We start from the raw sequence: 22,998 nt of genomic DNA on the forward strand, positions 1-22,998 counted from the left end.
AACGGGAAGGGCGGCGCGGGCCGGCCGCGCCGCGGCGCTTACACGCCCTGTTTGAGGCTCGCGCTGATGAAGTCGTCGAGGTCGCCGTCGAGCACCGCCCGCGTGTTGCTCATTTCGACGTTCGTGCGCAGGTCCTTCACGCGGCTCTGGTCGAGCACGTACGAGCGGATCTGGTGGCCCCAGCCCACATCGGTCTTGCTCGATTCGAGCTTGTCCTGCTCGGCCTGGCGCTTGCGCATTTCGACTTCGTACAGGCGCGACTTCAGCATCGCCATCGCTTCGGCGCGGTTGCGGTGCTGCGAGCGGTCGTTCTGGCACTGCACGACGATGCCCGTCGGCATGTGCGTGATCCGCACCGCGGAGTCGGTCTTGTTGATGTGCTGACCGCCCGCGCCCGACGCGCGGTACGTATCGATGCGCAGGTCGGCCGGGTTGATCTCGACTTCGATCGAGTCGTCGATTTCCGGATAGACGAACACCGACGAGAACGACGTATGGCGGCCGCCCGACGAGTCGAACGGCGACTTGCGCACGAGGCGGTGGATGCCCGTTTCGGTGCGCAGGAAGCCGTACGCGTATTCGCCCGTGACCTTGACCGTCGCGTTCTTGATGCCGGCGACGTCGCCGTCGGACTCTTCGAGCACCTCGGCCTTGAAGCCCTTGCGCTCGCAGTAGCGCAGGTACTGGCGCAGCAGCATCGACGCCCAGTCGCAGGCCTCGGTGCCGCCGGCGCCGGCCTGGATGTCGATGAAGCAGTTGTTCGGATCGGCCGGGTTCGAGAACATCCGGCGGAACTCGATGTCGCCGACGCGCGCTGCGAGCTTCGCGGCGTCGTCTTCCGACGCGAGAAGGGTGTCCTCGTCGCCTTCCTCGCGTGCCAGCTCGAACAGGTCGAGCGCATCGCGCAGGTCGCTATCGAGCGCGGTGAGCGTCGTGACGACGCCTTCGAGCAGCTTCTTCTCGCGGCCGAGCGCCTGGGCGTTCTTCGAATCGTTCCAGACGTTCGGGTCTTCGAGTTCCTTGTTGACTTCGGTCAGACGCGCAGCTTTGGCGTCGTAGTCAAAGATACCCCCGAAGCTCGCCCGCGCGATTGCGCAGGTCGAGCAGGGAGCTTTCGATCGCGTTGAGACGTTCCGCTTCCATGATCGTTCGCTGTTCCGGCTTCGTAAAAAAGCGGAATTATAGCCGATCGGCGGGGTTGCCCGGTGACGCAAACGGTGCCCGCATGCGTGTCGGCGGCCCCGTCCGGCGCGGCGCGCACGCGTGCGGCGGCGCGTCGCGGGACGGTCGGCCCGCTCAGCCGGCCGCGTGTTCGACGATCAGCTGGACGCGCGTGACGCCGTTCCACGTATCGGCGACGAGCCGGTACGCGACCAGCGCGCTCGCCGGCAGCGGCTCGGTGTGGTTGAACCAGATCGCGTTGAAGCGCTGGCGGCCGCGCGCAAGCTGCAGCTTCAGGTGCTTTTCCTTCACGAGCGACTGCGACACGACGTCGAATTCGCCCGAGAAAAGCGGGGCCGGAAAGCCTTGCCCCCACACGGCTTCGTCGAGCAGGCCGACGAACTGCGGTGTGAAGTACGCGTCCTCGAGTTCGCCGTCGGTCTCGATCACGCGCGCGAGCGCGTCGTCGGACAGCCATTCGCGCGCGACGGCCTCGAACGCGGCCGCGAAGCGCGGCACGTTTTCGGTGTCGAGCGTGAGGCCGGCCGCCATCGCGTGGCCGCCGAACGCGACGATCAGGTCCGGTTCGCGTTTCGACACGAGGTCGAGCGCGTCGCGCAGGTGGAAGCCGGCGATCGACCGGCCGGACCCCTTGACCCGCCGGCCTTCGTCGTCGGCGTGCGCGAACGTGAACGACGGGCGGTGGAATTTTTCCTTGAGCCGGCCGGCGACGATGCCGATCACGCCCTGGTGCCACGCGGGATTGAACAGCGTGATCGTGCACGCGTCGGCCGGATCGACGTCGGCGAGATCGGCGAGCGCCTGCTGCTGCATGCCGGCCTCGATTTCGCGGCGCTCGCGGTTCATCACGTCGAGCTGCTGCGCGAGATCCCACGCGCGGCCGATGTCGTCGGTGATCAGGCATTCGATGCCGAGTGACATGTCGGACAGCCGCCCGGCGGCGTTCAGGCGCGGGCCGAGGCCGAAGCCGAGGTCGAAGCCCGACGCGGTGCGCGCTTCGCGCGCGGCGGCGCGGAACAGCGCGGCGACGCCCGGCTGCATGCGGCCGTTGCGGATGCGCTGCAGCCCCTGCGCGACGAGCACGCGGTTGTTGCCGTCGAGCCGCACGACGTCGGCGACGGTGCCGAGCGCGACGAGGTCGAGCAAGCCGTCGAGCCGCGGCTCGGCTTCCTTGCTCGCGAATGCGCCGCGGCGGCGCAGCTCGGCGCGCAGCGCGAGCAGCACGTAGAACATCACGCCGACGCCCGCGAGGTGCTTGCTCGGGAATGCGCAGCCGGGCTGGTTCGGGTTGACGATCGCGCGCGCGGCGGGCAGCGCGTCGCCGGGCAGGTGGTGGTCGGTCACGAGCACGTCGATGCCGCGCGCGTTCGCGGCTTCGACGCCGGCGACGCTCGCGATCCCGTTGTCGACGGTGATCAGCAGGTCGGGCTTGCGCGCGGCCGCGAGCTCGACGATCTCGGGCGTGAGGCCGTAGCCGTATTCGAAGCGGTTCGGCACCAGGTAGTCGATCTGCGCGCCGAACATCCGCAGGCCGCGCACCGCGACCGCGCAGGCGGTCGCGCCGTCGCAGTCGTAGTCGGCGACGACCAGCAGGCGCCGCTTGTCGGCGATCGCGTCGGCGAGCAGCACCGCCGCATCGGCGCAGCCTTTCAGCTCGGTGGGCGGCACGAGGCGCGCGAGCGCGGTCTCGATGTCGACGGGTGACTGCACGCCGCGCGACGCGTACAGGCGCGCGAGGACGGGGTGCAGACCGTGGCGCGCAAGCGCTTCGGCGTCGGCGGGCGCGACGGGGCGGGTAACGATCCGGGTCATTCGGGGTCTGCTGGTTATTCGAACAGGGAGGCGAGCGCGCGGCGGCGCCAGAATTTGCGCAGGTCGCCGCGCGTCGCGTGCAGCGTCACGGAGCTCGTGTCGCCGCACAGCGTGACATCGACGCCCGCCAGCTCGCCGTTCTGCAGCGCGGCGAGCGCCGGCGCGAACCAGTCGCGCTCGAGCGTGGCGAGCCCGTCATGCCAGCGCGCCCAGTCCTGCTCGATGAATGGGGTGGTCAGCGCCGGCAGGTCGACGAGCGTCGCGCCGTCGGTGGCCGGCAGCGCGCCGAACGTCGCGGGCGGGCTACCGGCTTCGGTTTGCGCGGCGCGCGCGAGGCCGAGCGCGGCGGGCGACGCGGACAGCACGCGGGCGAACGGCTTGCCGACCGGCTTCAGCGTGCCCTGCGCATGGAACCAGATCGAATTGACGGCCGGCAGTCCGCGCGCCTCGCGCGCTTCGTTCACCGGATGCTGGAACCACGCCATCTGCACTTCGTTCTGCAGTTTCATCCACATCCGCGAGCGCTCGCCCGTGTGCGCCTCGTGCGGCAGCCAGATCTCGATGTTGCGGCCGCTGGCGCGCAGCGGCGCGGCGCCGGCGAGGCGCGCGAGTTGGTCGCTCGACAGATACCAGCGCGCCGGGTTCGGCGCTTCGAGCCGCACGCCGAGCTCCTCGATCAGCGGCCGGGCGACCGCGAGCAGCGCGGCCGCGTCGCCGTCGTCGAGCGCGAGGGCCGCCGGATCGACGAGCACCAGGTGATCGTGAGCGATTTCGACGTGCACGGGCTCGACGCACGCCCATGCTTGGGTGCCGGGATCGCCGCCGTCGGCGAGCAGCATGTAGGGCGCGAGCGGCGCCTCGTCGGCGGCGTTGCCTTGCGTGGCGCCGAACCGGCTTGCCAGCCAGCGCTCGTGCGGCAGCGTGCGCTGGAAGTCCTCGCCGGCCACGCGCTCGACGAGGCTCGCGCGGGCGAGCAACTTTTGGAGCGCGGGGCTGTCCAGCGTGTGCAGGGACGAGGCCGCATCGGCCGCCGACGGCAGCGCGAACGGAACGAGAAAATGGAGGCGTCGGTCGTGCATGATGGTGCGCATTGTATGGCAAACTGCGCGCGTGATCGGGCCGGCTGACGGCCCGTTCGCGTCCGGCGGCCGTTTTTTCGACCGTGCCCGGGCTGCCGGCCGCCACCCGGCGGCGGTCCGGCCGCGGCGCGCGTTCCGCCGTAACCAGCAGAAAGGATTCGCTTGAAACTTCCGTACGAATGGCAGATCGGCTGGCGCTACACGCGCGCCGGCAAACGCACGACCGGCAACGGCTTCATTTCCTTCATCGCGCTCGTGTCGATGCTCGGGATCGCGCTCGGCGTCGCGGCGCTGATCGTCGTGCTGTCGGTGATGAACGGCTTCCAGAAGGAAGTGCGCGACCGCATGCTGTCGGTGCTCGCGCACGTCGAGGTGTTCTCGCCGACGGGCTCGATGCCCGACTGGCAACTGACCGCGCAGGAAGCGCGCCGCAATCCGTCGGTGATCGGCGCGGCGCCGTACGTCGACGCGCAGGCGCTGCTCACGCGCCAGGACGCGGTGAGCGGCGTGATGCTGCGCGGCGTCGAACCGTCGCTCGAGCCGCAGGTGTCCGACATCGGCAAGGACATGAAGGCCGGCCAGCTCGCCGCGCTCGTGCCGGGCCAGTTCGGCATCGTGCTCGGCGACGCGTTGGCCGGCAACCTCGGCGTGACGGTCGGCGACAAGGTCACGCTCGTCGCGCCCGAAGGCTCGATCACGCCGGCCGGGATGATGCCGCGGCTGAAGCAGTTCACGGTCGTCGGCGTGTTCGAATCGGGCCACTACGAATACGACAGCACGCTCGCGATGATCAATATTCGCGACGCCGAGGCGCTGTTCCGGATGAGCGCGCCGACCGGCGTGCGGCTGCGGCTCACCGACATGCAGAAGGCACCGCAGGTCGCGGTCGAGCTGTCGCATACGCTGTCGGGCAGCCTGTACATTCGCGACTGGACCCAGCAGAACAAGACCTGGTTCTCGGCCGTGCAGATCGAGAAGCGGATGATGTTCATCATCCTCACGCTGATCATCGCGGTGGCCGCGTTCAACCTCGTGTCGTCGCTCGTGATGACCGTGACCAACAAGCAGGCGGACATCGCGATCCTGCGCACGCTCGGCGCGCAGCCGGGGTCGATCATGAAGATCTTCGTCGTGCAGGGCGTGACGATCGGCTTCGTCGGCACCGCGTCCGGCGTCGCGCTCGGCTGCCTGATCGCGTGGAGCATCCCGTGGCTGATCCCGATGATCGAGCACCTGTTCGGCGTGCAGTTCCTGCCGCCGTCGGTGTATTTCATCAGCGAGCTGCCGTCCGAACTCGTCGCGAGCGACGTGATCCGGATCGGGCTGATCGCGTTCGCGCTGTCGGCCGTCGCGACGCTCTATCCGAGCTGGCGCGGCGCGAAGGTGAAGCCGGCGGAGGCGCTCCGCTATGAATGACCGCGCGGCCGCAATCGCGGATTCACGACAACAACACAACAGACAGGATTCGGCAGGTATGCAGGAATACGTGCTTCAGGCGCGCGGGATCACGAAGGCGTTCGTACAGGGCGGCTTCAACGTGCAGGTGCTCAACAACACCGAGCTGACGGTGCGGCGCGGCGAGAAGCTCGCGGTCGTCGGCGCGTCGGGCTCCGGCAAGAGCACGCTGCTGCACGTGCTCGGCGGCCTCGACGAACCGAGCGCCGGCGAAGTGTCGCTGCTCGGCAAGCCGTTTACGCAACTCGCCGAGCGCGAGCGCAACGAGCTGCGCAACCGTGCGCTCGGCTTCGTCTACCAGTTCCACCACCTGCTGCCCGAATTCACGGCGCTCGACAACGTCGCGATGCCGCTGCGCATCCGCCGGATGACGACCGAGGACGCGCGCGAGCAGGCACAGGCGATGCTCGAACGCGTCGGTCTCGGCCCGCGTGCGAAGCACCGGCCGGGCGAGCTGTCGGGCGGCGAACGGCAGCGCGTCGCGATCGCGCGCGCGCTGGTCACGAAGCCCGCGTGCGTGCTCGCCGACGAGCCGACCGGCAACCTCGACGGTACGACGGCCGACACGGTGTTCAACCTGATGCTCGAACTGTCCGAGACGCTCGAAACGAGTTTCGTGATCGTCACGCACGATCCCGATCTCGCCGCGCGCTGCGACCGCATCATGCGGCTGCGCGACGGCGTGCTGCACGAGGAGCCGGCGCTGCCGGTGTAAAGAAGCCACGCGCCGTTGGCCGGCCGCCGGTTCGGCACGGCGCAACGGCGCAGGACCGCTGCCATGTGGATCGACACGCACTGCCATCTCGATGCCGCCGAGTTCGACGCCGACCGCGACGCGGTCGCGCAGGCTGCGCACGCGGCCGGCGTGTCGCGCATCGTGATCCCGAGCATCGGGCGCGACAACTTCACGACGGTGCGCGAACTCGCGCAGCGCACGCCGGGCGCGGTCTACGCGCTCGGCATCCATCCGATGTATACGCCGCAGGCACGCGACGCGGATCTCGACCGGCTGCGCATGGAGATCGAGGCGAGTCTCGACGATCCGCGTTTCGTCGCGATCGGCGAGATCGGGCTCGACTATTTCGTGCCGGGCCTCGACGAAGACCGGCAGCAGTTCTTCTACCAAGGCCAGCTCAGGCTCGCGCGCGAATTCGACCTGCCGGTGCTGTGCCACGTGCGCAAGTCGCAGGACCGCGTGCTCGCGGGGCTGCGCCGTTTCGGCGTGCGGCGCGGCATCGCGCATGCGTTCAACGGCAGTTTCCAGCAGGCCGAAGCGTATCTCGCGCAGGGGCTGCATCTCGGCTTCGGCGGCAACGTGACCTTCACGCGCGCGCGCCAGATCCGCCGGCTCGCCACCGAGTTGCCGCTCGACGCGCTCGTCGTCGAAACCGACGCGCCCGACATCGCGCCCGAATGGGCGTACCAATCCCGCAATACGCCCGACCAGGTGCCGCGCATCGGCGGCGTGCTCGCCGAATTGCGCGGGTTCGACACTGGCGAACTGGCCGTATGCACTTCGGCTAACGCGCTCGCCGCGCTGCCGCGACTCGCACTTTCGTCCGCATAATCGTTGCCGGAAGGCGCCGTATTGGCAGGGTGGCGCCGGGTCGACGAGGAGGCGGAATGCGCGTGTGGTGGATCGCGTTCGCGCTCGGCGTCGTCGTGCTGCAGCGGCAGGCGGCGTTGCCCGGGGCGATCGCATGGACGATCGGAGCAGCCGTGCTCGCGGGCTGCGCGGCGCTGGGCGCGTGGTGCGTGCGTCGACGGCGCACGCGTGCGGTCGTCGTATGCGGATGGATGCTGTGCGCGGTCGCGGCCTGCGTCGTGGGGTTCGGCTATGCGGCCGCGCGCGCTGAATGGCGGCTGCGCGACAGTCTGCCTGTCGAGTGGGAAGGGCGCGACATCGTCGTCACGGGCGTGATCCGCGGGCTGCCCGTCGTCGACGAGACAGGCGCGCGGCTGCTGTTCGCGGTCGAGTCCAACGATGCGGGGCTCACCCGTTTTCCACTCTTGATCCGGCTGTCGTGGCGTGCATATGGCGCATCCGCGACACGCGATGCGCTGCCCGATTTGCGTGCGGCCCAGCGCTGGCGTTTCGTCGTGCGTCTGAAGCGTCCGCATGCGGAGGCCAATCCCGGCGTGCGCGACAGCGAGGCGGCGTGGCTCGCCGCGGGGATTCGTGCGATCGGCTATGTCAGTGCGCCGCGTCGGGCGGTATTGCTCGATGCGCGCGCATCGGAATGGCGTGCGTCGATCGACCGCGTGCGCGACACGCTGCGCGCCCGCATCGGCGAGGTGCTTGGTACCGACGTAGCGCATCGCGGCATCGTCGCCGCGCTGGCGATCGGCGACCAGTCCGGCATCGGCGACGACGACTGGCGCATCCTGCGCAACACCGGCACGAGCCACCTGGTCGCGATTTCCGGTCTCCATGTCGGGCTGGTCGGTGCGATCGTCGGTTGGCTCGTGTCGATGGTCTGGCGCCGCGTGCGCTGGCGCGTGCGGGCCGCGACGCTCGTGTTGCCGGCGCCGTACGCGGCCACGCTTGCCGCGCTGGTTGCGGCTGCGGGCTACGCCGCGCTCGCCGGCTTCAACGTGCCGGCACAGCGCGCGTGGTGGATGATCGCGGGCGGCGGCGTCGCCTATCTGGCCGGCCGCAGCGTGCCGACGTCCGCGGTGCTGTGCGCGGCGCTCGGCGGCGTGCTGCTCACGGATCCGTGGGCCGTGCTGTCGGCCGGATTCTGGCTGTCGTTCGGCGCGGTCGCCGTGATCCTGGTGGCCGTCGCCGGCTGGCGCGCGGTGCGCGAGATCGATCGGAGCGACGAGATCGACGAAACCGGCGCGGAAAGCGGCACGGCCCGCTTGCGGAGGCGGTTGCGCGGGTGGGCCATGCGCTGCCGGCGCCGCATCGCCGAGGCCACGCGCGTGCAGTACGCGGTGACGATCGGTCTCGCGCCGCTCACCGCCGCCTGGTTCGCGCAGGTTTCCGTGTCGGGCCCGTTCGGCAATGCGTTCGCGATTCCGTGGGTCAGCTCGGTCGTGACGCCGATCGTGCTGGCCGGCATCGCGTTGCCGCCGCCGCTCGATGCGGCTGCCTTCCGGCTTGCGCATGCGGCGCTCGCACCGATGATGACGCTGCTCGGGCACCTGGCCGACTGGCCGGGCGGCGTGTTCTGGCTGCGCATGCCCGACTGGCCGGTGCTGGCGCTCGCATGCGTGGGTGTCGCGTGGGCGCTGATGCCGCGCGGCTGGCCGTTGCGCTGGGCGGCGCCGCTCACGTGGCTGCCGCTCGTCGCGCCGGCGCCCGACGCGCCGCCGCCGGGCGGTTTCCGGCTGACCGTGCTCGACGTCGGGCAGGGCGCGGCGGTGCTGGTCGAAACCGCGCGGCGGACCTTGCTGTTCGATGCGGGGCCGGGGGCGGAGTCATCCCATGCCGGTACGCGGATCGTCGCGCCGGCGTTGCGGGCGCGCGGCATCGCGACGATCGATTCGCTCGTGCTCAGTCATGCGGATGCCGATCATGCGGGCGGCGCACCGGCCGTCTATGCGGCCGCCGACGTGCGCCAGCTGCTGGCCGGCATTGCGCCGCGGCACCGGCTGTGGCGCGATGCGCAGGCGGCCGGCGTGGCCGATCGGCTGCCTTGCGCGGCCGGGCAGCGGTGGACCTGGGACGGTGTCGTCTTCACGATGCTGTGGCCGCCGGGCGGGGTGGGCACGGGTTCGTCGAACGGACAATCGTGTGTGCTGCGCATCGACGCGGGCGGCACGTCGGCACTGCTGACGGGCGACATCGATGCGCGCGGCGAGCGCCGGCTCGTGAATGACGCGCGCGACGCGCTGGCCGCGCAGATCCTGGTCGTGCCGCATCACGGCAGCCGCACGTCGTCGGTCGAGCCTTTCCTCGATTCGGTCGGGCCGCGCGTCGCGGTATTTCCTGTAGGCTATCGCAATCGTTTCGGGCATCCGCACCGGACCGTGCTCGCCCGCTACGAGGCGCGCGGGATTCCGCTGCCGCGCACCGATCGCGACGGCGCCGTGCGGTTCGACGTCGCGCCGGCCGGCGGCGGGTTTGCCTTCGCGCGCTATCGCGACGAACGGCACCGCTACTGGATGGACCGGTGAGCGCGGCGAAGGCCGGCGTATCAGAACAGAAAGCTCGGGGCCGGCGTACCGTGCCGAGGCACGGGTCCGACGGAACACGAAGCGCGGGGCTGGCGTAACCGCCGAGCGTCAAATCCAGTCGATCGCGAAGCATGGGACTGGCGTCATCGCTGAAGTACCCGCTCCAGTCCACAAAGGAGACATCGGCATTTGAAGGACATCCTCCACTTCTCGCATGCGAACGGCTTCCCGGCGTCGACCTACCGGACGATCTTCGCCGAACTGGCCGACGACTACGAGCTGCGCTACATCGAACGGATCGGCCACGACCGCCGCTACCCGGTGACGCGCGACTGGCCGCATCTCGTCGAGCAACTGCTCGACGACATCGGGCATCGCTACGAGCGCCCGGTCTGGCTCGTCGGCCATTCGCTCGGCGGCTACCTGTCGCTGATGGCCGCGCTGAAGAAGCCGCAGTGGGTGCGCGGCGTCGTGATGATCGATTCGCCGATCATCGCGGGCTGGCGTGCCGGCGCGCTGCGCGCGAGCCAGTGGGCGGGGCTCGACGAGCGGCTGTCGCCGGCCGCGGCGACGCGCAACCGGCGCACGCGCTGGATGAGCCGCGACGAAGTGTGGCGGCACTTCCGCGAGAAGCCCGCGTTCGCCCGCTGGGACGAGCGGATGCTGGCCGACTATATCGACTACGGGATCCCGCAGGCCGGCGCCGACGGCGAGCGCGCGCTGGCGTTCGACCGGCAGGTCGAATACCTGATCTACCGGACGCTGCCGCACACGCTCGGCCCGCGGCTCGCGCACGGCGCGCCGGTGCCGCTCGGCTTTCTCGCCGGCACGCGCTCGCGCGAGGTGCGGCAGGTCGGGCTCGACGCGACGCGCCGCGCGGCGCGCGGGCGCATCGAATGGCTCGAGGGCAGCCACCTGTTCCCGATGGAACGGCCAATCGAGACCGCCCGCGCATTGCAGCGGATGCTGAATACGCTGAAGGCGGAAGAGGGCGGCGCTTCGCAGGTCGGCGCGCCGCTCGCGAAGCGCGCCTGACGCTTCGCCGGGCGGCCGGAACGCCCGCTGGCGCATGCGCGCGGTGCCGACCGGCCGGCCGGTTCGTACCGGCGCGCACGGCCGGCGCGGGTCGGCGCGGGTCGGCCCGAAGGGGGCGCGATCATCACGCCAATTGCTGAGAGAAGGGCGGGCTTTACGGTATAATCCGTTTTTCCCGCGAGCATCCAGCGATGACCAAATATGTTTTCGTCACCGGCGGCGTAGTTTCTTCCCTCGGCAAGGGTATTGCCGCCGCCTCTCTCGCCGCGATCCTCGAATCGCGCGGTCTGAAAGTCACCCTCCTCAAGCTTGATCCCTACATCAACGTCGACCCCGGCACGATGAGCCCGTTTCAACACGGCGAAGTGTTCGTGACGGAAGACGGAGCGGAGACCGACCTCGACCTCGGCCACTACGAGCGCTTCATCAGCACGAAGATGCGCAAGGCCAACAACTTCACGACCGGCCAGATCTACGAATCGGTGATCCGCAAGGAACGCCGCGGCGACTATCTCGGCAAGACCGTGCAGGTGATTCCGCACATCACGAACGAAATCCAGGCGTTCATCGAGCGCGGGGCGGCATCGGCCACCTGCGGCGAGCCGGACGTCGCGATCGTCGAGATCGGCGGCACGGTCGGCGACATCGAGTCGCTGCCGTTCCTCGAGGCCGCGCGCCAGATGAGCCTGCGCCTCGGCCGCAACAGCGCGTGCTTCGTGCACCTGACGCTGGTGCCGTACGTCGCGACGGCCGGCGAGCTGAAGACGAAGCCGACCCAGCACAGCGTGCAGAAGCTGCGCGAGATCGGCATCCTGCCGCACGTGCTGCTGTGCCGTGCGGATCGCCGCATCCCCGACGACGAATCGAAGAAGATCTCGATGTTCTCGAACGTCCCCGAAGACGCCGTGATCTCGGTGTGGGACGCCGACAGCATCTACAAGATTCCGCAGATGCTGCACGACCAGGGCCTCGACCGGATCATCTGCGAAGAGCTGAAGCTGTCGCCGAAGGACGCCGACCTGGGCATGTGGTCGGCGCTCGTCGAGAAGCTCGAGAACCCGCAGCACGAAGTGACGATCGGTATGGTCGGCAAGTACGTCGACCTGACCGAGTCGTACAAGTCGCTGATCGAGGCGCTGCGCCATGCGTCGATCCACACGTCGACCAAGGTCAACATCGAATACATCGACTCGGAAGAGCTCGAGACGAACGGCGTCGACAGCCTGAAGCATCTCGACGCCGTGCTGGTGCCGGGCGGTTTCGGCCGTCGCGGCACGGAAGGCAAGATCGCCGCGGTTCGCTACGCGCGCGAGTCGAAGGTGCCGTACCTCGGCATCTGTCTGGGCATGCAGCTCGCGGTGATCGAATTCGCGCGCGACGTCGTCGGCCTGAAGCAGGCGAACAGCACGGAGTTCGATCCGGACACGCCGGAGCGCGTGGTCGCGCTGATCACCGAATGGTACGACCGCGAAGGCAAGGTCGAGACGCGCACCGAGGAATCCGACCTCGGCGGCACGATGCGCCTGGGTTCGCAGCGCTGCCCGATCAAGCCGGGCACGATGGCGGAAGAAATCTACGGCAAGGACGTGAACGAGCGCCATCGCCACCGTTATGAAGTCAATAACCGCTTCGTGCCCCAGCTCGAAGCCGGCGGCCTTATCATCAGCGCCCGTACCCCGAGCGAGGATCTGCCGGAAATGATGGAGCTGCCGCGTTCGATGCACCCGTGGTTCGTCGGCGTCCAGTTCCACCCGGAATTCACGTCCACGCCGCGTGACGGTCATCCGCTGTTCAAGTCGTTCGTCGAAGCGGCGCTCGCCAACAAGCAAGCGCGCGGAGTGCAAGCATGAAGCTGTGCGATTTCGAGGTCGGTCTCGACCAGCCTTTCTTCCTGATCGCGGGTACCTGCGTCGTCGAATCGGAGCAGATGACGATCGACACGGCCGGCCGCCTGAAGGAGATCTGCGAGAAGCTGAACGTTCCGTTCATCTACAAGTCGTCCTACGACAAGGCGAACCGCAGCTCGGGCAAGTCGTTTCGCGGCCTCGGAATGGACGAGGGGCTGCGGATCCTCGGCGAGGTGAAGCGCCAGCTCGGCCTGCCGGTGCTGACCGACGTGCATTCGATCGACGAGATCGAGCAGGTCGCGTCGGTCGTCGACGTGCTGCAGACGCCGGCGTTCCTGTGCCGCCAGACCGACTTCATCCATGCGTGCGCGCGCTCGGGCAAGCCGGTCAACATCAAGAAGGGCCAGTTCCTCGCGCCGCACGACATGAAGAACGTGATCGACAAGGCGCGCGACGCGGCGCGCGAGGCCGGGCTGTCGGAAGACCGCTTCATGGCCTGCGAACGCGGCGTCTCGTTCGGCTACAACAATCTCGTGTCGGACATGCGTTCGCTCGCGATCATGCGCGAGACGAACGCGCCGGTCGTGTTCGATGCGACCCACTCGGTGCAGTTGCCGGGCGGGCAGGGCACGAGCTCGGGCGGCCAGCGCGAATTCGTGCCGGTGCTCGCACGTGCGGCGGTCGCGACGGGCGTCGCGGGCCTGTTCATGGAAACGCATCCGAATCCGGCCGAGGCGAAGTCGGACGGCCCGAACGCGGTGCCGCTGAACCGGATGGGCGCGTTGCTGGAGACCCTCGTCACGCTCGACCAGGCGGTGAAGCGCAATCCGTTCCTGGAAAACGATTTCAATTAAAGATCGAATGAACCTTGCGGCGGCTTCGCGCGTCTGTAGCGAAAGCGGTTCCGGCGCGCACGCCGTCGCAGTTTGAAGAATCCATCGTCATTCTCAGAGGAAACCCATGAGTGCAATCGTAGATATCATCGGCCGCGAGATTCTGGATTCGCGCGGCAACCCCACCGTCGAATGCGACGTGCTGCTCGAATCGGGCACGATGGGCCGCGCGGCGGTGCCGTCGGGCGCGTCCACCGGCTCGCGTGAAGCGATCGAACTGCGCGACGGCGAAGCCGGCCGCTACAACGGCAAGGGCGTGCTGAAGGCGGTCGAGCACATCAACACCGAAATCTCCGAAGCCATCATGGGCCTCGACGCGTCGGAACAGGCGTTCCTCGACAAGACGCTGCTGGAACTGGACGGCACCGACAACAAGTCGCGCCTCGGCGCGAACGCGATGCTGGCCGTGTCGATGGCCGTCGCGAAGGCCGCCGCCGAAGAGGCCGGCCTGCCGCTGTACCGCTACTTCGGCGGTTCGGGCGCGATGCAGCTGCCGGTGCCGATGATGAACATCGTCAACGGCGGCGCGCACGCGAACAACAGCCTGGACATCCAGGAATTCATGATTGTCCCGGTCAGCCAGCCGACGTTCCGTGAAGCGCTGCGTTGCGGCGCGGAAGTGTTCCACGCGCTGAAGAAGATCCTGAGCGACCGCGGCATGAGCACGGCAGTTGGCGACGAAGGCGGTTTCGCACCGAACTTCGGCAGCAACGACGAGTGCCTGTCGACGATCCTGCAGGCGATCGAGAAGGCCGGCTACCGTGCGGGCGAAGACGTGCTGCTCGCGCTCGACTGCGCGGCATCCGAGTTCTACCACGACGGCAAGTACCAGCTCGCGGGCGAAGGCCTGCAACTGTCGTCGGCCGAATTCACCGACTACCTCGCGACGCTCGCCGACAAGTTCCCGATCGTGTCGATCGAGGACGGCATGCACGAAAGCGACTGGGACGGCTGGAAGCTGCTGACCGACCGTCTCGGCAAGAAGGTGCAGCTGGTCGGCGACGACCTGTTCGTCACGAACACGCGCATCCTGAAGGAAGGCATCGAGAAGGGCATCGCGAACTCGATCCTGATCAAGATCAACCAGATTGGTACGCTGACCGAAACGTTCGCGGCGATCGAAATGGCGAAGCGCGCGGGCTACACGGCCGTGATCTCGCACCGCTCGGGCGAAACGGAAGATTCGACGATCGCGGACATCGCGGTCGGCCTGAACGCCGGCCAGATCAAGACGGGTTCGCTGTCGCGCAGCGACCGCATCTCGAAGTACAACCAGCTGCTGCGCATTGAGGAAGATCTCGGCGACATCGCGAGCTACCCGGGCAAATCGGCTTTCTATAACCTGCGCTAACGCGCTACTATCGGGTTCGTCATCTCGACGCCGCTCTGTGCCTGTGCGCGGAGCGGCGCTTCTTATATCTGCGTCTTCTACATGCGGCTTGTCACTGTCGTCCTGATTGCCTTGCTGGCGCTCATTCAGTACCCCCTATGGTGGGGACACGGCGGCTGGCTGCGGGTGCATGAATTGCGTCAGCAGCTCGACGACCAGCTCCAGAAGAATGCGGACGAGAAGCTGCGCAACGAGCGCACCGCCGGCGAAGTGCAGGATCTGCAGAGCGGCACCGCGGCGATCGAGGAGCGTGCGCGCTACGAGATGGGCATGGTCAAGGACGGCGAAGTATTCGTGCAGTTCGTGTCGCCGAATGCCCCTGCGGGGCCGGTGAACACCACGCCGTCGAATACGTCGACGCGCGGCGCGGTCTCGGCGGCGCCGGTGCGGGTCGTGCCGAATCCGCAGTCGATCGCGAAGCCGTCGCGGCATCACGGCGGCGACAAGGGCAAGCCCGCACATCACTGAGCGCGGTACGTCGAATCCATTGAAAAAGCGCGGGAAATGCCGCGCTTTTTTATTTCCTGCCAGTCGTCAATCGATCGGGCGACACCCGCTCACCACCACCAGCCCGGGTAGCCGTAGCTGACGCCCGTGCCCCAGCGATTGCCCCATCCGCCGTAGTACCCGCCGTAGACCGTCACGGGCGGCGGCGAGTAATAGGCCCACGCGCGCGCGGCCGCTTCGGCCGCCATCGCGCTGTTCTGCTCGCGCAGCACCTGCTGGTCGATCTCGTCGTAGCGCTTGCGTTCGGCGCTCGACAGCACGGGCGGCTGGCCGCTCGACGCGCCCGGTTCGGGCAGGCGGCTCAGGATCGTGGCAGTCGGCGGCGGCATCGCGCAGCCGGCCAGCGCGAGCGTGCCGGCGGCCATGCTCGTCACGACGATCGTGCGGAGGGTGCAAAAGGGGAGGACGCGATTCATGTGTTTCTCCTGCAGCGTGCCGACCGGGGAAAGCGACTTGCGCCGAAGGCCCGTGCCCTCGGCGCCTGAACCCTGCGTGCGGCGCTCGTGCGTCATTATGCGCCCGTGCCGCGCCGATGGCGGGCACGGGCGCATGGCTCAGTGACGCTGCTCGGTCGCGGGCGCGATGCCGGTTTCGACACCGGGGGCCGCGAACAGTTGCGCGACGTCGACCGGATCGAATTCGTAGCGCTGGTTGCAGAACTCGCAGTGGATCTCGACGTGGCCGCGCTCGACGATCACGCTGTCGACTTCTTCACGGCCGAGCATGCGCAGCATCGCGCCGACCTTCTCGCGCGAACACGAGCACTGGAAGCGCGTGCCGGCCGGTTCGAAGTGCTGCACGTTTTCCTGCCAGAACAGCCGGCGGAACACGACTTCCGGTTCGACCTCGAGCAGTTCCTTCGCGGACAGCGTGCCGCCGAGCGTGCACACGCGCTCCCACGTGTCGATGTCGGTTTCGGCGTTGCGCGGCACGATGCCGCCGTCGCCCGGCAGCTTCTGCAGCAGCATGCCGACCGCGCGGTCGCGATCGGCCGCGAGCCACAGCCGCGTGTCGAGCTGCTCCGAGTGATGCATGTAGTGCTCGAGCACCTGCGACACCGATTCGAGCGGGCCGTCGAGGCCGTTCAGCGGCACGATGCCCTGGTACGGCTGCTGGCCCGGCAGCTTGTCGGCCGGGTCGAGCGTGATCACGCAGCGGCCGTGGCCGCTCGCGTTGACGAGGGACGCGAAGCTCGTGTCGTCGCCGATCGTCTGCGCGGCGTCGCCCGAGAACTTCGCGGTGGCCCGCATCGACAGATCGGACCCGCACTGGACGACCAGCATCTGGACCGGCCCGTCGCCGAAGATCTGCATGATCAGGGTGCCGTGAAATTTCAGGTTCGCGGACAGCAGCGCGCACGCGGCCATCATCTCGCCGAGCACCGTGCGCACGGGGGCAGGGTAGTCGCGGCGGGCGAGCACTTCCTGCCACGTGTTGCGCAGCGAAACGATCTCGCCGCGCACGGGCGCCGCATTGAACATGAATTTCTGTAACTGGTCGCTCACTCTTCTTCCTTGAAATCCGTGCGAATCACCCGATCCGCACGAGTTGCTCCTTGAAATGCGCGCGTCGCTCGACATACGTCTTCGCGTTCGCGCGCAGCCGCGCGACGTCTTCGGCCGACAGCTCGCGCACGACTTTCGCCGGTGCGCCGAGAATCAGCGAATTGTCCGGGAACGTCTTGCCTTCCGTCACGACCGCGCCGGCACCGACCAGACAGTTGCGGCCGATGACCGCTCCATTCAAGACCACCGCCTGAATCCCGACCAGCGAACCTTCGCCGATCGTGCAGCCGTGCAGCATCGCCTGGTGCCCGATCGTCACGTTGTCGGCAATCGTCAGCGGAAAGCCCGGGTCGGTATGCAGGACCGCGCCTTCCTGGACGTTGCTGCCGGCGCCCACGGTGATCGTCTCGTTGTCGCCGCGAATCGTCGCGCCGAACCACACGCTCGCGTTTTCCTCGAGCACGACCTTGCCGATGATGGCCGCCGTGTCGGCGACGAATACGCTTTCGTGGATCGTCGGGGCCGTCTCGCCCAGCTTGTAGATCGTCACGGAGTCTCCTTGTCTCTTCGAGGGTGGGCGCCGGTAAAATGGCGCGTCCGGTTTGCCCGGCGCCTGGCGCCGCGGAACAAACGCATATTGTAAACCGTCGCGCGCCTGTGCTCCCGCGATGCGTACGCAAGGTGTCCCCGTTTATGAGCATCGCGTCTTCTTCTTTCGGCCCGGCGCCGGCCTGTGTGCGCAGCGTGGCGCTCGACGCGCTGCGGGTTGCCGAGCCGGCGGCCAAGGCCGCGCAGGTGCGCGCGCTGCACGATGCGCTGCGGGCCGGGCAGGCCGCGATCGCGCCGTCGCTTGAACTGCGCGAACCGGCCGGTCTGCCCGGGCGCCCGGCGCAGCCGCCGCTCGTCGAGCCGCGCGAGCTGCAGCGGCGCAGCATGCGCTCGCCCGCGGGGCGCGCGGTGCTGCTGCACGCGCTCGCGCATATCGAATTCAATGCGATCAACCTCGCGCTCGACGCCGTGTGGCGCTTCGCCGGGATGCCGGACGCGTTCTACGCGGACTGGCTGAAGGTCGCGGCCGAGGAGGCCTATCACTTCACGCTGCTGTCCGACCGGCTCGCCGACGGGTTCGGGCATGCATACGGCGATTTTCCCGCGCACAACGGCCTGTGGGAGATGTGCGAACGGACCAAGGACGATGTGCTGGCGCGCATGGCGCTCGTGCCGCGGACGCTCGAGGCGCGCGGGCTCGACGCGTCGCCGCCGATCCGCGCGCGGCTCGTGCAGGCCGGCGACGATGCGTCGGCCGCGATCCTCGACGTGATCCTGCGCGACGAAATCGGCCATGTCGCGATCGGCAACCGCTGGTTCCGGCATCTGTGCGACGCAGCCGGCCGCGATCCCGTGCCGACCTATCGGCAGCTCGCCGAGCAATACCACGCGCCGCGGCTGCGCGGCCCGTTCAATTTCGATGCGCGGCGCGATGCCGGCTTCGAAGAGGCCGAACTCGACGAACTGGCCGCGCAGGACGCGGCGAGCGGAAGCGCCGCGCGTTAGCCGGATCGCGTTCGGCCGCATCGGGCCGGCCCCCGCCGGCTCGCGCGCGTCCCGCCGATCGCGTTTGCCGGCGGTCCCTCGAACGGCCTCGCCGCTAGAGCCGTCCCTCGATCGCCGGCCGCCGGAACCGGCGCGTCGCCGCTATAATCGAACGACCATTCTTTTTTTGGGGCGGTGGCAATGAGTGCGTCGAGTTCTGTTTCCGATTTCGTCACGGTGCGCGGCGTCCAGCTGCATGTGCGGCGCTGGGGCCGGCCCGATGCGCCGACGCTGTTCATGCTGCACGGCTGGATGGACGTCGCGGCGTCGTTCCAGTTCGTCGTCGATGCGCTCGCGGGCGACTGGCAGGTGATCGCGCCCGATGCGCGCGGCTTCGGGCTGTCCGACTGGCCGGTCGCGCGGCAGGGCGGCGGCCACTACTGGTTCCACGATTACCTGGGCGACCTCGATGCGCTCGTCGACCGTTATGCGCCGACCGGCGAGGTCAATCTGGTCGGACACAGCATGGGTGCGAACGTCGTGTGCCTGTACGCCGGCGCGCGGCCGGAACGCGTGCGCCGAGTGGTCGATCTCGAAGGCTTCGGGCTCGCGCCGGCCCGCGCCGAACAGGCGCCGCGCCGGCTGCGCGGCTGGCTCGACGAGCTGCGCGAGCCGCCCGCGCTGCGGCCGTACGCGTCACTCGACGACGTGGCGGCGCGCCTGATCAAGACCAATCCGCGGCTCGACCCGCGCCGCGCCGCGTTTCTCGCCGCGCACTGGTCGAAACGCGGCGACGACGGCCTTTACCACCTGCTGGCCGACCCGGCGCACAAGATGCCGGGCCCGCTGCTGTACCGGCTCGACGAGGTGATGGCGACCTGGAAGCAGGTGCGCGCGAAGGTGCTGCACGTCGAGGCCGTCAATTCGCCGACGCTCGCGCACATCGCCGGCGACATCCCGTTGCCCGAATTCAAGGTGCGCTTCAGCGCATTCCCGGACTGGCGCGAGAAGCTCATCGAGGATGCCGGCCACATGGTGCATCACGACCAGCCCGAGCAGATCGCGGCGCTGATCGAGGCGTTCTGCGCGTAGGCGCGTGGCACGGGCGGCACGGCGGCGGGCGGCGCAATTGCCGCATTGCAGTAGAATGAGGCCTTACCTGCCATGCCGACAATGAACGCCGATCTCCACTGCCATTCCAATGTTTCCGACGGGTTGCTGTCGCCTGCCGACGTCGCGCGCCGCGCGCACGCGGGCGGCGTGACCCTGTGGGCGCTGACCGACCACGACGAGATCGGCGGCCAGGCGGCGGCGCGTAGCGAGGCGGAAGCGCTCGGCATGCGCTACCTGAGCGGCGTCGAGATTTCGGTCACGTGGGCATCGCGCACCGTGCACATCGTCGGTCTGAACATCGATCCCGCCCATCCGGCGCTGGTCGACGGCCTGTATCGCACGCGCCACGGCCGTGCGGCGCGCGCGCTGGCGATCGCGGAGCAGCTCGCGACGCTCGGCATTCCCGGCGCGTACGAAGGCGCGCTGAAATACGTGTCGAATCCCGACCTGATCTCGCGCACGCACTTCGCGCGCTTTCTCGTCGAGAACGGCCACGCCGAATCGACGTCCGACGTGTTCGACCGCCTGCTCGGCGACGGCAAGCCCGGCTTCGTCCCGCATCGCTGGGCGTCCCTGCCCGACGCGGTCGGCTGGATCCGCGCGGCGGGCGGCGAAGCGGTGGTCGCGCATCCGGGCCGCTATCGCTATACACCGGTCGAATTCGACGCGTTCTTCGGCGAGTTCATCGATCTCGGCGGCCGCGCGATCGAGGTCATCACGGGCAGTCACACGCCCGACCAGTACCGCGAATACGCGGACGTCGCGCGCCGCTTCGGCTTCGAAGTGTCGCGCGGCTCGGATTTCCATGCGCCGGGCGAAGGCCGTGTCGAACTCGGCAGCCTGCCGCCGTTGCCGCCCGACCTGACACCGGTCTGGGAGCGCTGGCTCTGACGCCGGGCGGCTTCGGGCCGCCCGCGTTGCCGTCGTTGTGCGCATCCGACTTCTCCCTCTTTACGTGTCCCCATGTCCCAGTTCTTCAGGATTCATCCGGATAATCCGCAGCCGCGCCTGATCAAGCAGGCGGTGGAGATCGTCAGCAAGGGCGGCGTGATCGCGATGCCGACCGATTCGAGCTATGCGCTCGCGTGCCATCTCGACGACAAGGATGCGGTCGAGCGCGTGCGCCGGATTCGCGGCCTCGACGAGAAGCAGCACCTGTCGCTGCTCGTGCGCGACCTGTCGGAGCTCGCCAACTTCGCGATGGTCGACAACCGCCAGTACCGGCAGATCAAGGCGGTGACGCCGGGCCCGTACGTGTTCATCCTGCAGGCGACGAAGGAAGTGCCGCGCCGGCTGTCGCACCCGTCGCGCAAGACGATCGGGCTGCGCGTACCCGATCACGCGATCACGCTCGCGCTGCTGGAGTCGCTCGGCCAGCCGCTGCTCGGCACGACGCTGATCCTGCCGCCGGACGACGAACCGCTGAACGATCCCGAAGAAATCCGCACGCGGCTCGAGAAACAGGTCGACCTCGTGATCGACGGCGGCGCGTGCCCGCGCGAACCGTCGACGGTGATCGACCTGACCGGCGATGCGCCCGAGCTCATCCGCGCGGGGCGCGGCGCGCTCGAACCGTTCGGGCTGTCGGTCGCGTAAGCGCGCCGTTCATTTTTGCGCGAGTGCGCTTGTTACAATAACGCGATATGGATGCTTCCCTGATACAGACCATCGCCGTCTACGCGCTGCCCGTGATCTTCGCGATCACGCTGCACGAGGCCGCGCACGGCTACGCCGCGCGCCTGCTCGGCGACAACACCGCCTACGCGATGGGGCGCGTGTCGTTCAATCCGATGCGCCACATCGACCCGCTCGGCACGATCGCGATTCCGCTCGCGATGTACTTCCTGACCGGCGGCGCGTTCCTGTTCGGCTATGCGAAGCCGGTGCCGGTGTCGTTCGGCAACCTGCGCAATCCGCGCTGGGGCAGCCTGTGGGTCGCGCTGGCAGGCCCGGCCTGCAACTTCGTGCAGGCGCTGATCTGGGGCGTGCTGACCCTCGTGCTGCCGGCCATCGGCGTCGACGAGCCGTTCTTCACGCGGATGGCGTTCGCCGGCGTCAGCGCGAACCTCGTGCTCGGCGTGCTGAACCTGTTCCCGCTGCCGCCGCTCGACGGCGGCCGCATCCTGGCGGCGCTGCTGCCGACCAGGCAATCGATCGCGCTGTCGCGCATCGAGCCGTACGGTTTCATCATCGTCCTCGTGCTCGTCACGACGGGCGTGCTGACGAACTTCTGGCTGCGTCCGCTCGTCAATGTCGGCTACGCCGTCCTGAGCGCCATCCTGTCTCCCTTCGCCTCGCTTTTCTAACGACAATCATGTTCCCAGAACGTATTTTCTCCGGCATGCGACCCACCGGGTCGCTGCACCTCGGTCATTACCACGGCGTGCTGAAAAACTGGGTGAAGCTGCAGTCCGAGTACCCGTGCTTCTTCTGTGTCGTCGACTGGCATGCGCTGACGACGCACTACGAGACGCCCGAGGTCATCGAGAAGAACGTGTGGGACGTGCTGATCGACTGGCTCGCGTCCGGCATCGATCCGGCGCAGGCGACGCTGTTCATCCAGAGCAAGGTGCCCGAGCACGCGGAACTCGCGCTGCTGCTCGGCATGAGCACGCCGCTCGGCTGGCTCGAACGCGTGCCGACCTACAAGGAGCAGATGGAGAAGCTGAAGGACAAGGATCTGTCCACCTACGGCTTCCTCGGCTACCCGGTGCTGATGGCCGCCGACATCCTGCTGTATCGCGGTTCGCTCGTGCCGGTCGGCGAGGACCAGGTGCCGCACGTCGAGATGACGCGCGAGATCGCGCGCCGCTTCAACTACCTGTACGGCCGCGAGCCCGGTTTCGAGGAGAAGGCGCTCGAAGCCGCGAAGAAGCTCGGCGGCAAGCGCGCAAAGCTCTATCACGAGCTGCGCAACGCGTACCAGCAGGAAGGCGACGACGAGGCGCTCGAACAGGCGCGCGCGATGCTGCAGGAATCGCAAAGCCTGTCGATGAGCGATCGTGAGCGCCTGTTCGGCTATCTCGAAGGCGCGCGCAAGATCATCCTGGTCGAGCCGCAGGCGCTGCTGACCGAAGCGTCGCGGATGCCGGGCCTCGACGGGCAGAAGATGTCCAAGTCGTACGGCAACACGATCGGCCTGCGTGAAGACGCGGAGACGATCACGAAGAAGGTCCGCACGATGCCGACCGATCCGGCGCGCGTGCGCCGCACCGATCCGGGCGATCCCGACAAGTGCCCGGTGTGGCAGCTTCACCAGGTCTACACGGACGAAGCGACGCACGATTGGGTGCAGAAGGGCTGCCGTTCGGCGGGTATCGGCTGCCTCGACTGCAAGCAGCCGGTCGTCGAAGGCATCCTGCGCGAACAGCAGCCGATGCTCGAGCGCGCGCAGAAGTACATGGACGACCCGTCGCTGCTGCGTGCGATCGTCGCGGACGGTTGCGACAAGGCGCGCAAGTACGCGACGGAAACGATGCGCGACGTGCGCGACGCGATGGGCCTGTCGTACAACTGACCCGGCGC

21 protein-coding genes are annotated in these 22,998 nt (G+C 68.4%); 15 read left to right on the forward strand and 6 right to left on the reverse strand.

Annotated features, from left to right (window positions below):
• Window positions 1–38: 38 nt before the first annotated feature.
• From prfB to HWX14_RS00465, 3 genes are all read right to left on the reverse strand, one after another.
• Window positions 39–1,143 (reverse strand): peptide chain release factor 2 gene (gene prfB / locus HWX14_RS00455; RefSeq protein ID WP_175881119.1). Its coding sequence is split into 2 segments (ribosomal slippage): window positions 39–1,061 and window positions 1,063–1,143, totalling 1,104 coding nucleotides; the frame shifts between segments, so codons are not numbered across the junction.
• Between the two features lie 153 nt (window positions 1,144–1,296).
• Entirely contained in the window at window positions 1,297–2,994 is a 1,698-nt protein-coding gene (gene recJ, locus HWX14_RS00460) for a single-stranded-DNA-specific exonuclease RecJ (RefSeq protein ID WP_124623881.1), read from the reverse strand.
• Window positions 2,995–3,008: 14 nt separating this feature from the next.
• Window positions 3,009–4,085, reverse strand: a complete 1,077-nt coding sequence (locus tag HWX14_RS00465; protein WP_175881120.1) for a regulator — start codon at window positions 4,083–4,085, stop codon at window positions 3,009–3,011.
• 150 nt (window positions 4,086–4,235) lie between these two features.
• Here HWX14_RS00465 and HWX14_RS00470 point away from each other — a divergent pair, with 150 nt between their 5' ends.
• From HWX14_RS00470 to ftsB, 9 genes are all read left to right on the forward strand, one after another.
• Complete coding sequence (locus tag HWX14_RS00470) at window positions 4,236–5,489, forward strand: lipoprotein-releasing ABC transporter permease subunit (protein WP_175881121.1); 1,254 nt, start codon at window positions 4,236–4,238, stop codon at window positions 5,487–5,489.
• 58 nt (window positions 5,490–5,547) lie between these two features.
• Window positions 5,548–6,243 (forward strand): lipoprotein-releasing ABC transporter ATP-binding protein LolD, encoded by a 696-nt coding sequence (gene lolD / locus HWX14_RS00475; protein WP_034174517.1) that lies wholly within the window; start codon window positions 5,548–5,550, stop codon window positions 6,241–6,243.
• Between the two features lie 63 nt (window positions 6,244–6,306).
• Entirely contained in the window at window positions 6,307–7,095 is a 789-nt protein-coding gene (locus HWX14_RS00480) for a TatD family hydrolase (RefSeq protein WP_175881122.1), read from the forward strand.
• A gap of 56 nt (window positions 7,096–7,151) precedes the next feature.
• Window positions 7,152–9,650, forward strand: a complete 2,499-nt coding sequence (locus tag HWX14_RS00485; RefSeq protein WP_175881123.1) for a DNA internalization-related competence protein ComEC/Rec2 — start codon at window positions 7,152–7,154, stop codon at window positions 9,648–9,650.
• Between the two features lie 189 nt (window positions 9,651–9,839).
• Entirely contained in the window at window positions 9,840–10,685 is an 846-nt protein-coding gene (locus HWX14_RS00490; protein WP_175881124.1) for an alpha/beta hydrolase, read from the forward strand.
• A gap of 191 nt (window positions 10,686–10,876) precedes the next feature.
• Complete coding sequence (locus HWX14_RS00495) at window positions 10,877–12,535, forward strand: CTP synthase (protein WP_175881125.1); 1,659 nt, start codon at window positions 10,877–10,879, stop codon at window positions 12,533–12,535.
• The gene (gene kdsA / locus HWX14_RS00500) at window positions 12,532–13,386 is read left to right on the forward strand and encodes a 3-deoxy-8-phosphooctulonate synthase (protein ID WP_006478405.1); all 855 of its coding nucleotides are present in this window, start codon (window positions 12,532–12,534) and stop codon (window positions 13,384–13,386) included. Before HWX14_RS00495 ends, kdsA begins: the two co-directional genes overlap by 4 nt.
• Before the next feature lie 106 nt (window positions 13,387–13,492).
• Entirely contained in the window at window positions 13,493–14,776 is a 1,284-nt protein-coding gene (gene eno, locus HWX14_RS00505) for a phosphopyruvate hydratase (protein WP_006478406.1), read from the forward strand.
• Window positions 14,777–14,857: 81 nt separating this feature from the next.
• A complete protein-coding gene (gene ftsB / locus HWX14_RS00510; RefSeq protein ID WP_011549473.1) occupies window positions 14,858–15,283 on the forward strand; it encodes a cell division protein FtsB in 426 nt (141 codons plus the stop codon).
• A gap of 89 nt (window positions 15,284–15,372) precedes the next feature.
• Here ftsB and HWX14_RS00515 read toward each other — a convergent pair whose 3' ends face one another.
• From HWX14_RS00515 to HWX14_RS00525, 3 genes are all read right to left on the reverse strand, one after another.
• Entirely contained in the window at window positions 15,373–15,738 is a 366-nt protein-coding gene (locus tag HWX14_RS00515; protein WP_175881126.1) for a hypothetical protein, read from the reverse strand.
• Window positions 15,739–15,876: 138 nt separating this feature from the next.
• Complete coding sequence (hslO, locus tag HWX14_RS00520) at window positions 15,877–16,827, reverse strand: Hsp33 family molecular chaperone HslO (RefSeq protein ID WP_175881127.1); 951 nt, start codon at window positions 16,825–16,827, stop codon at window positions 15,877–15,879.
• Between the two features lie 25 nt (window positions 16,828–16,852).
• Window positions 16,853–17,377 (reverse strand): gamma carbonic anhydrase family protein, encoded by a 525-nt coding sequence (locus HWX14_RS00525; protein WP_175881128.1) that lies wholly within the window; start codon window positions 17,375–17,377, stop codon window positions 16,853–16,855.
• Between the two features lie 143 nt (window positions 17,378–17,520).
• Here HWX14_RS00525 and HWX14_RS00530 point away from each other — a divergent pair, with 143 nt between their 5' ends.
• From HWX14_RS00530 to HWX14_RS00555, 6 genes are all read left to right on the forward strand, one after another.
• On the forward strand, window positions 17,521–18,381 hold the full coding sequence (locus tag HWX14_RS00530) for a ferritin-like domain-containing protein (protein ID WP_175881129.1): 861 nt from the start codon (window positions 17,521–17,523) through the stop codon (window positions 18,379–18,381).
• 180 nt (window positions 18,382–18,561) lie between these two features.
• Complete coding sequence (locus tag HWX14_RS00535; RefSeq protein ID WP_175881130.1) at window positions 18,562–19,452, forward strand: alpha/beta fold hydrolase; 891 nt, start codon at window positions 18,562–18,564, stop codon at window positions 19,450–19,452.
• Between the two features lie 81 nt (window positions 19,453–19,533).
• Window positions 19,534–20,364: a 3',5'-nucleoside bisphosphate phosphatase gene (locus HWX14_RS00540; protein ID WP_175882324.1), complete on the forward strand. Its 831-nt coding sequence runs from the start codon at window positions 19,534–19,536 to the stop codon at window positions 20,362–20,364.
• 72 nt (window positions 20,365–20,436) lie between these two features.
• The gene (locus tag HWX14_RS00545; RefSeq protein WP_175881131.1) at window positions 20,437–21,069 is read left to right on the forward strand and encodes an L-threonylcarbamoyladenylate synthase; all 633 of its coding nucleotides are present in this window, start codon (window positions 20,437–20,439) and stop codon (window positions 21,067–21,069) included.
• 47 nt (window positions 21,070–21,116) lie between these two features.
• Window positions 21,117–21,779: a site-2 protease family protein gene (locus HWX14_RS00550; RefSeq protein WP_175881132.1), complete on the forward strand. Its 663-nt coding sequence runs from the start codon at window positions 21,117–21,119 to the stop codon at window positions 21,777–21,779.
• A gap of 8 nt (window positions 21,780–21,787) precedes the next feature.
• A complete protein-coding gene (locus HWX14_RS00555) occupies window positions 21,788–22,990 on the forward strand; it encodes a tryptophan--tRNA ligase (RefSeq protein WP_126362314.1) in 1,203 nt (400 codons plus the stop codon).
• The last annotated feature ends 8 nt before the right edge of the window (window positions 22,991–22,998 follow it).

This window comes from Burkholderia sp. BCC0044, assembly GCF_902832955.1.
Taxonomy (GTDB): Bacteria; Pseudomonadota; Gammaproteobacteria; order Burkholderiales; family Burkholderiaceae; genus Burkholderia.

Excerpts from the sequence above, each read along its gene's own strand:
- recJ (WP_124623881.1), bottom strand. The coding sequence starts at position 2,994 with ATGACCCGGATCGTTACCCGCCCCGTCGCGCCCGCCGACGCCGAAGCG.
- HWX14_RS00465 (WP_175881120.1), bottom strand. The coding sequence starts at position 4,085 with ATGCGCACCATCATGCACGACCGACGCCTCCATTTTCTCGTTCCGTTC.
- lolD (WP_034174517.1), top strand. The coding sequence starts at position 5,548 with ATGCAGGAATACGTGCTTCAGGCGCGCGGGATCACGAAGGCGTTCGTA.
- HWX14_RS00480 (WP_175881122.1), top strand. The coding sequence starts at position 6,307 with ATGTGGATCGACACGCACTGCCATCTCGATGCCGCCGAGTTCGACGCC.
- HWX14_RS00485 (WP_175881123.1), top strand. The coding sequence starts at position 7,152 with ATGCGCGTGTGGTGGATCGCGTTCGCGCTCGGCGTCGTCGTGCTGCAG.
- HWX14_RS00495 (WP_175881125.1), top strand. The coding sequence starts at position 10,877 with ATGACCAAATATGTTTTCGTCACCGGCGGCGTAGTTTCTTCCCTCGGC.
- kdsA (WP_006478405.1), top strand. The coding sequence starts at position 12,532 with ATGAAGCTGTGCGATTTCGAGGTCGGTCTCGACCAGCCTTTCTTCCTG.
- eno (WP_006478406.1), top strand. The coding sequence starts at position 13,493 with ATGAGTGCAATCGTAGATATCATCGGCCGCGAGATTCTGGATTCGCGC.
- ftsB (WP_011549473.1), top strand. The coding sequence starts at position 14,858 with ATGCGGCTTGTCACTGTCGTCCTGATTGCCTTGCTGGCGCTCATTCAG.
- HWX14_RS00515 (WP_175881126.1), bottom strand. The coding sequence starts at position 15,738 with ATGAATCGCGTCCTCCCCTTTTGCACCCTCCGCACGATCGTCGTGACG.
- HWX14_RS00530 (WP_175881129.1), top strand. The coding sequence starts at position 17,521 with ATGAGCATCGCGTCTTCTTCTTTCGGCCCGGCGCCGGCCTGTGTGCGC.
- HWX14_RS00535 (WP_175881130.1), top strand. The coding sequence starts at position 18,562 with ATGAGTGCGTCGAGTTCTGTTTCCGATTTCGTCACGGTGCGCGGCGTC.
- HWX14_RS00540 (WP_175882324.1), top strand. The coding sequence starts at position 19,534 with ATGAACGCCGATCTCCACTGCCATTCCAATGTTTCCGACGGGTTGCTG.
- HWX14_RS00545 (WP_175881131.1), top strand. The coding sequence starts at position 20,437 with ATGTCCCAGTTCTTCAGGATTCATCCGGATAATCCGCAGCCGCGCCTG.
- HWX14_RS00550 (WP_175881132.1), top strand. The coding sequence starts at position 21,117 with ATGGATGCTTCCCTGATACAGACCATCGCCGTCTACGCGCTGCCCGTG.
- HWX14_RS00555 (WP_126362314.1), top strand. The coding sequence starts at position 21,788 with ATGTTCCCAGAACGTATTTTCTCCGGCATGCGACCCACCGGGTCGCTG.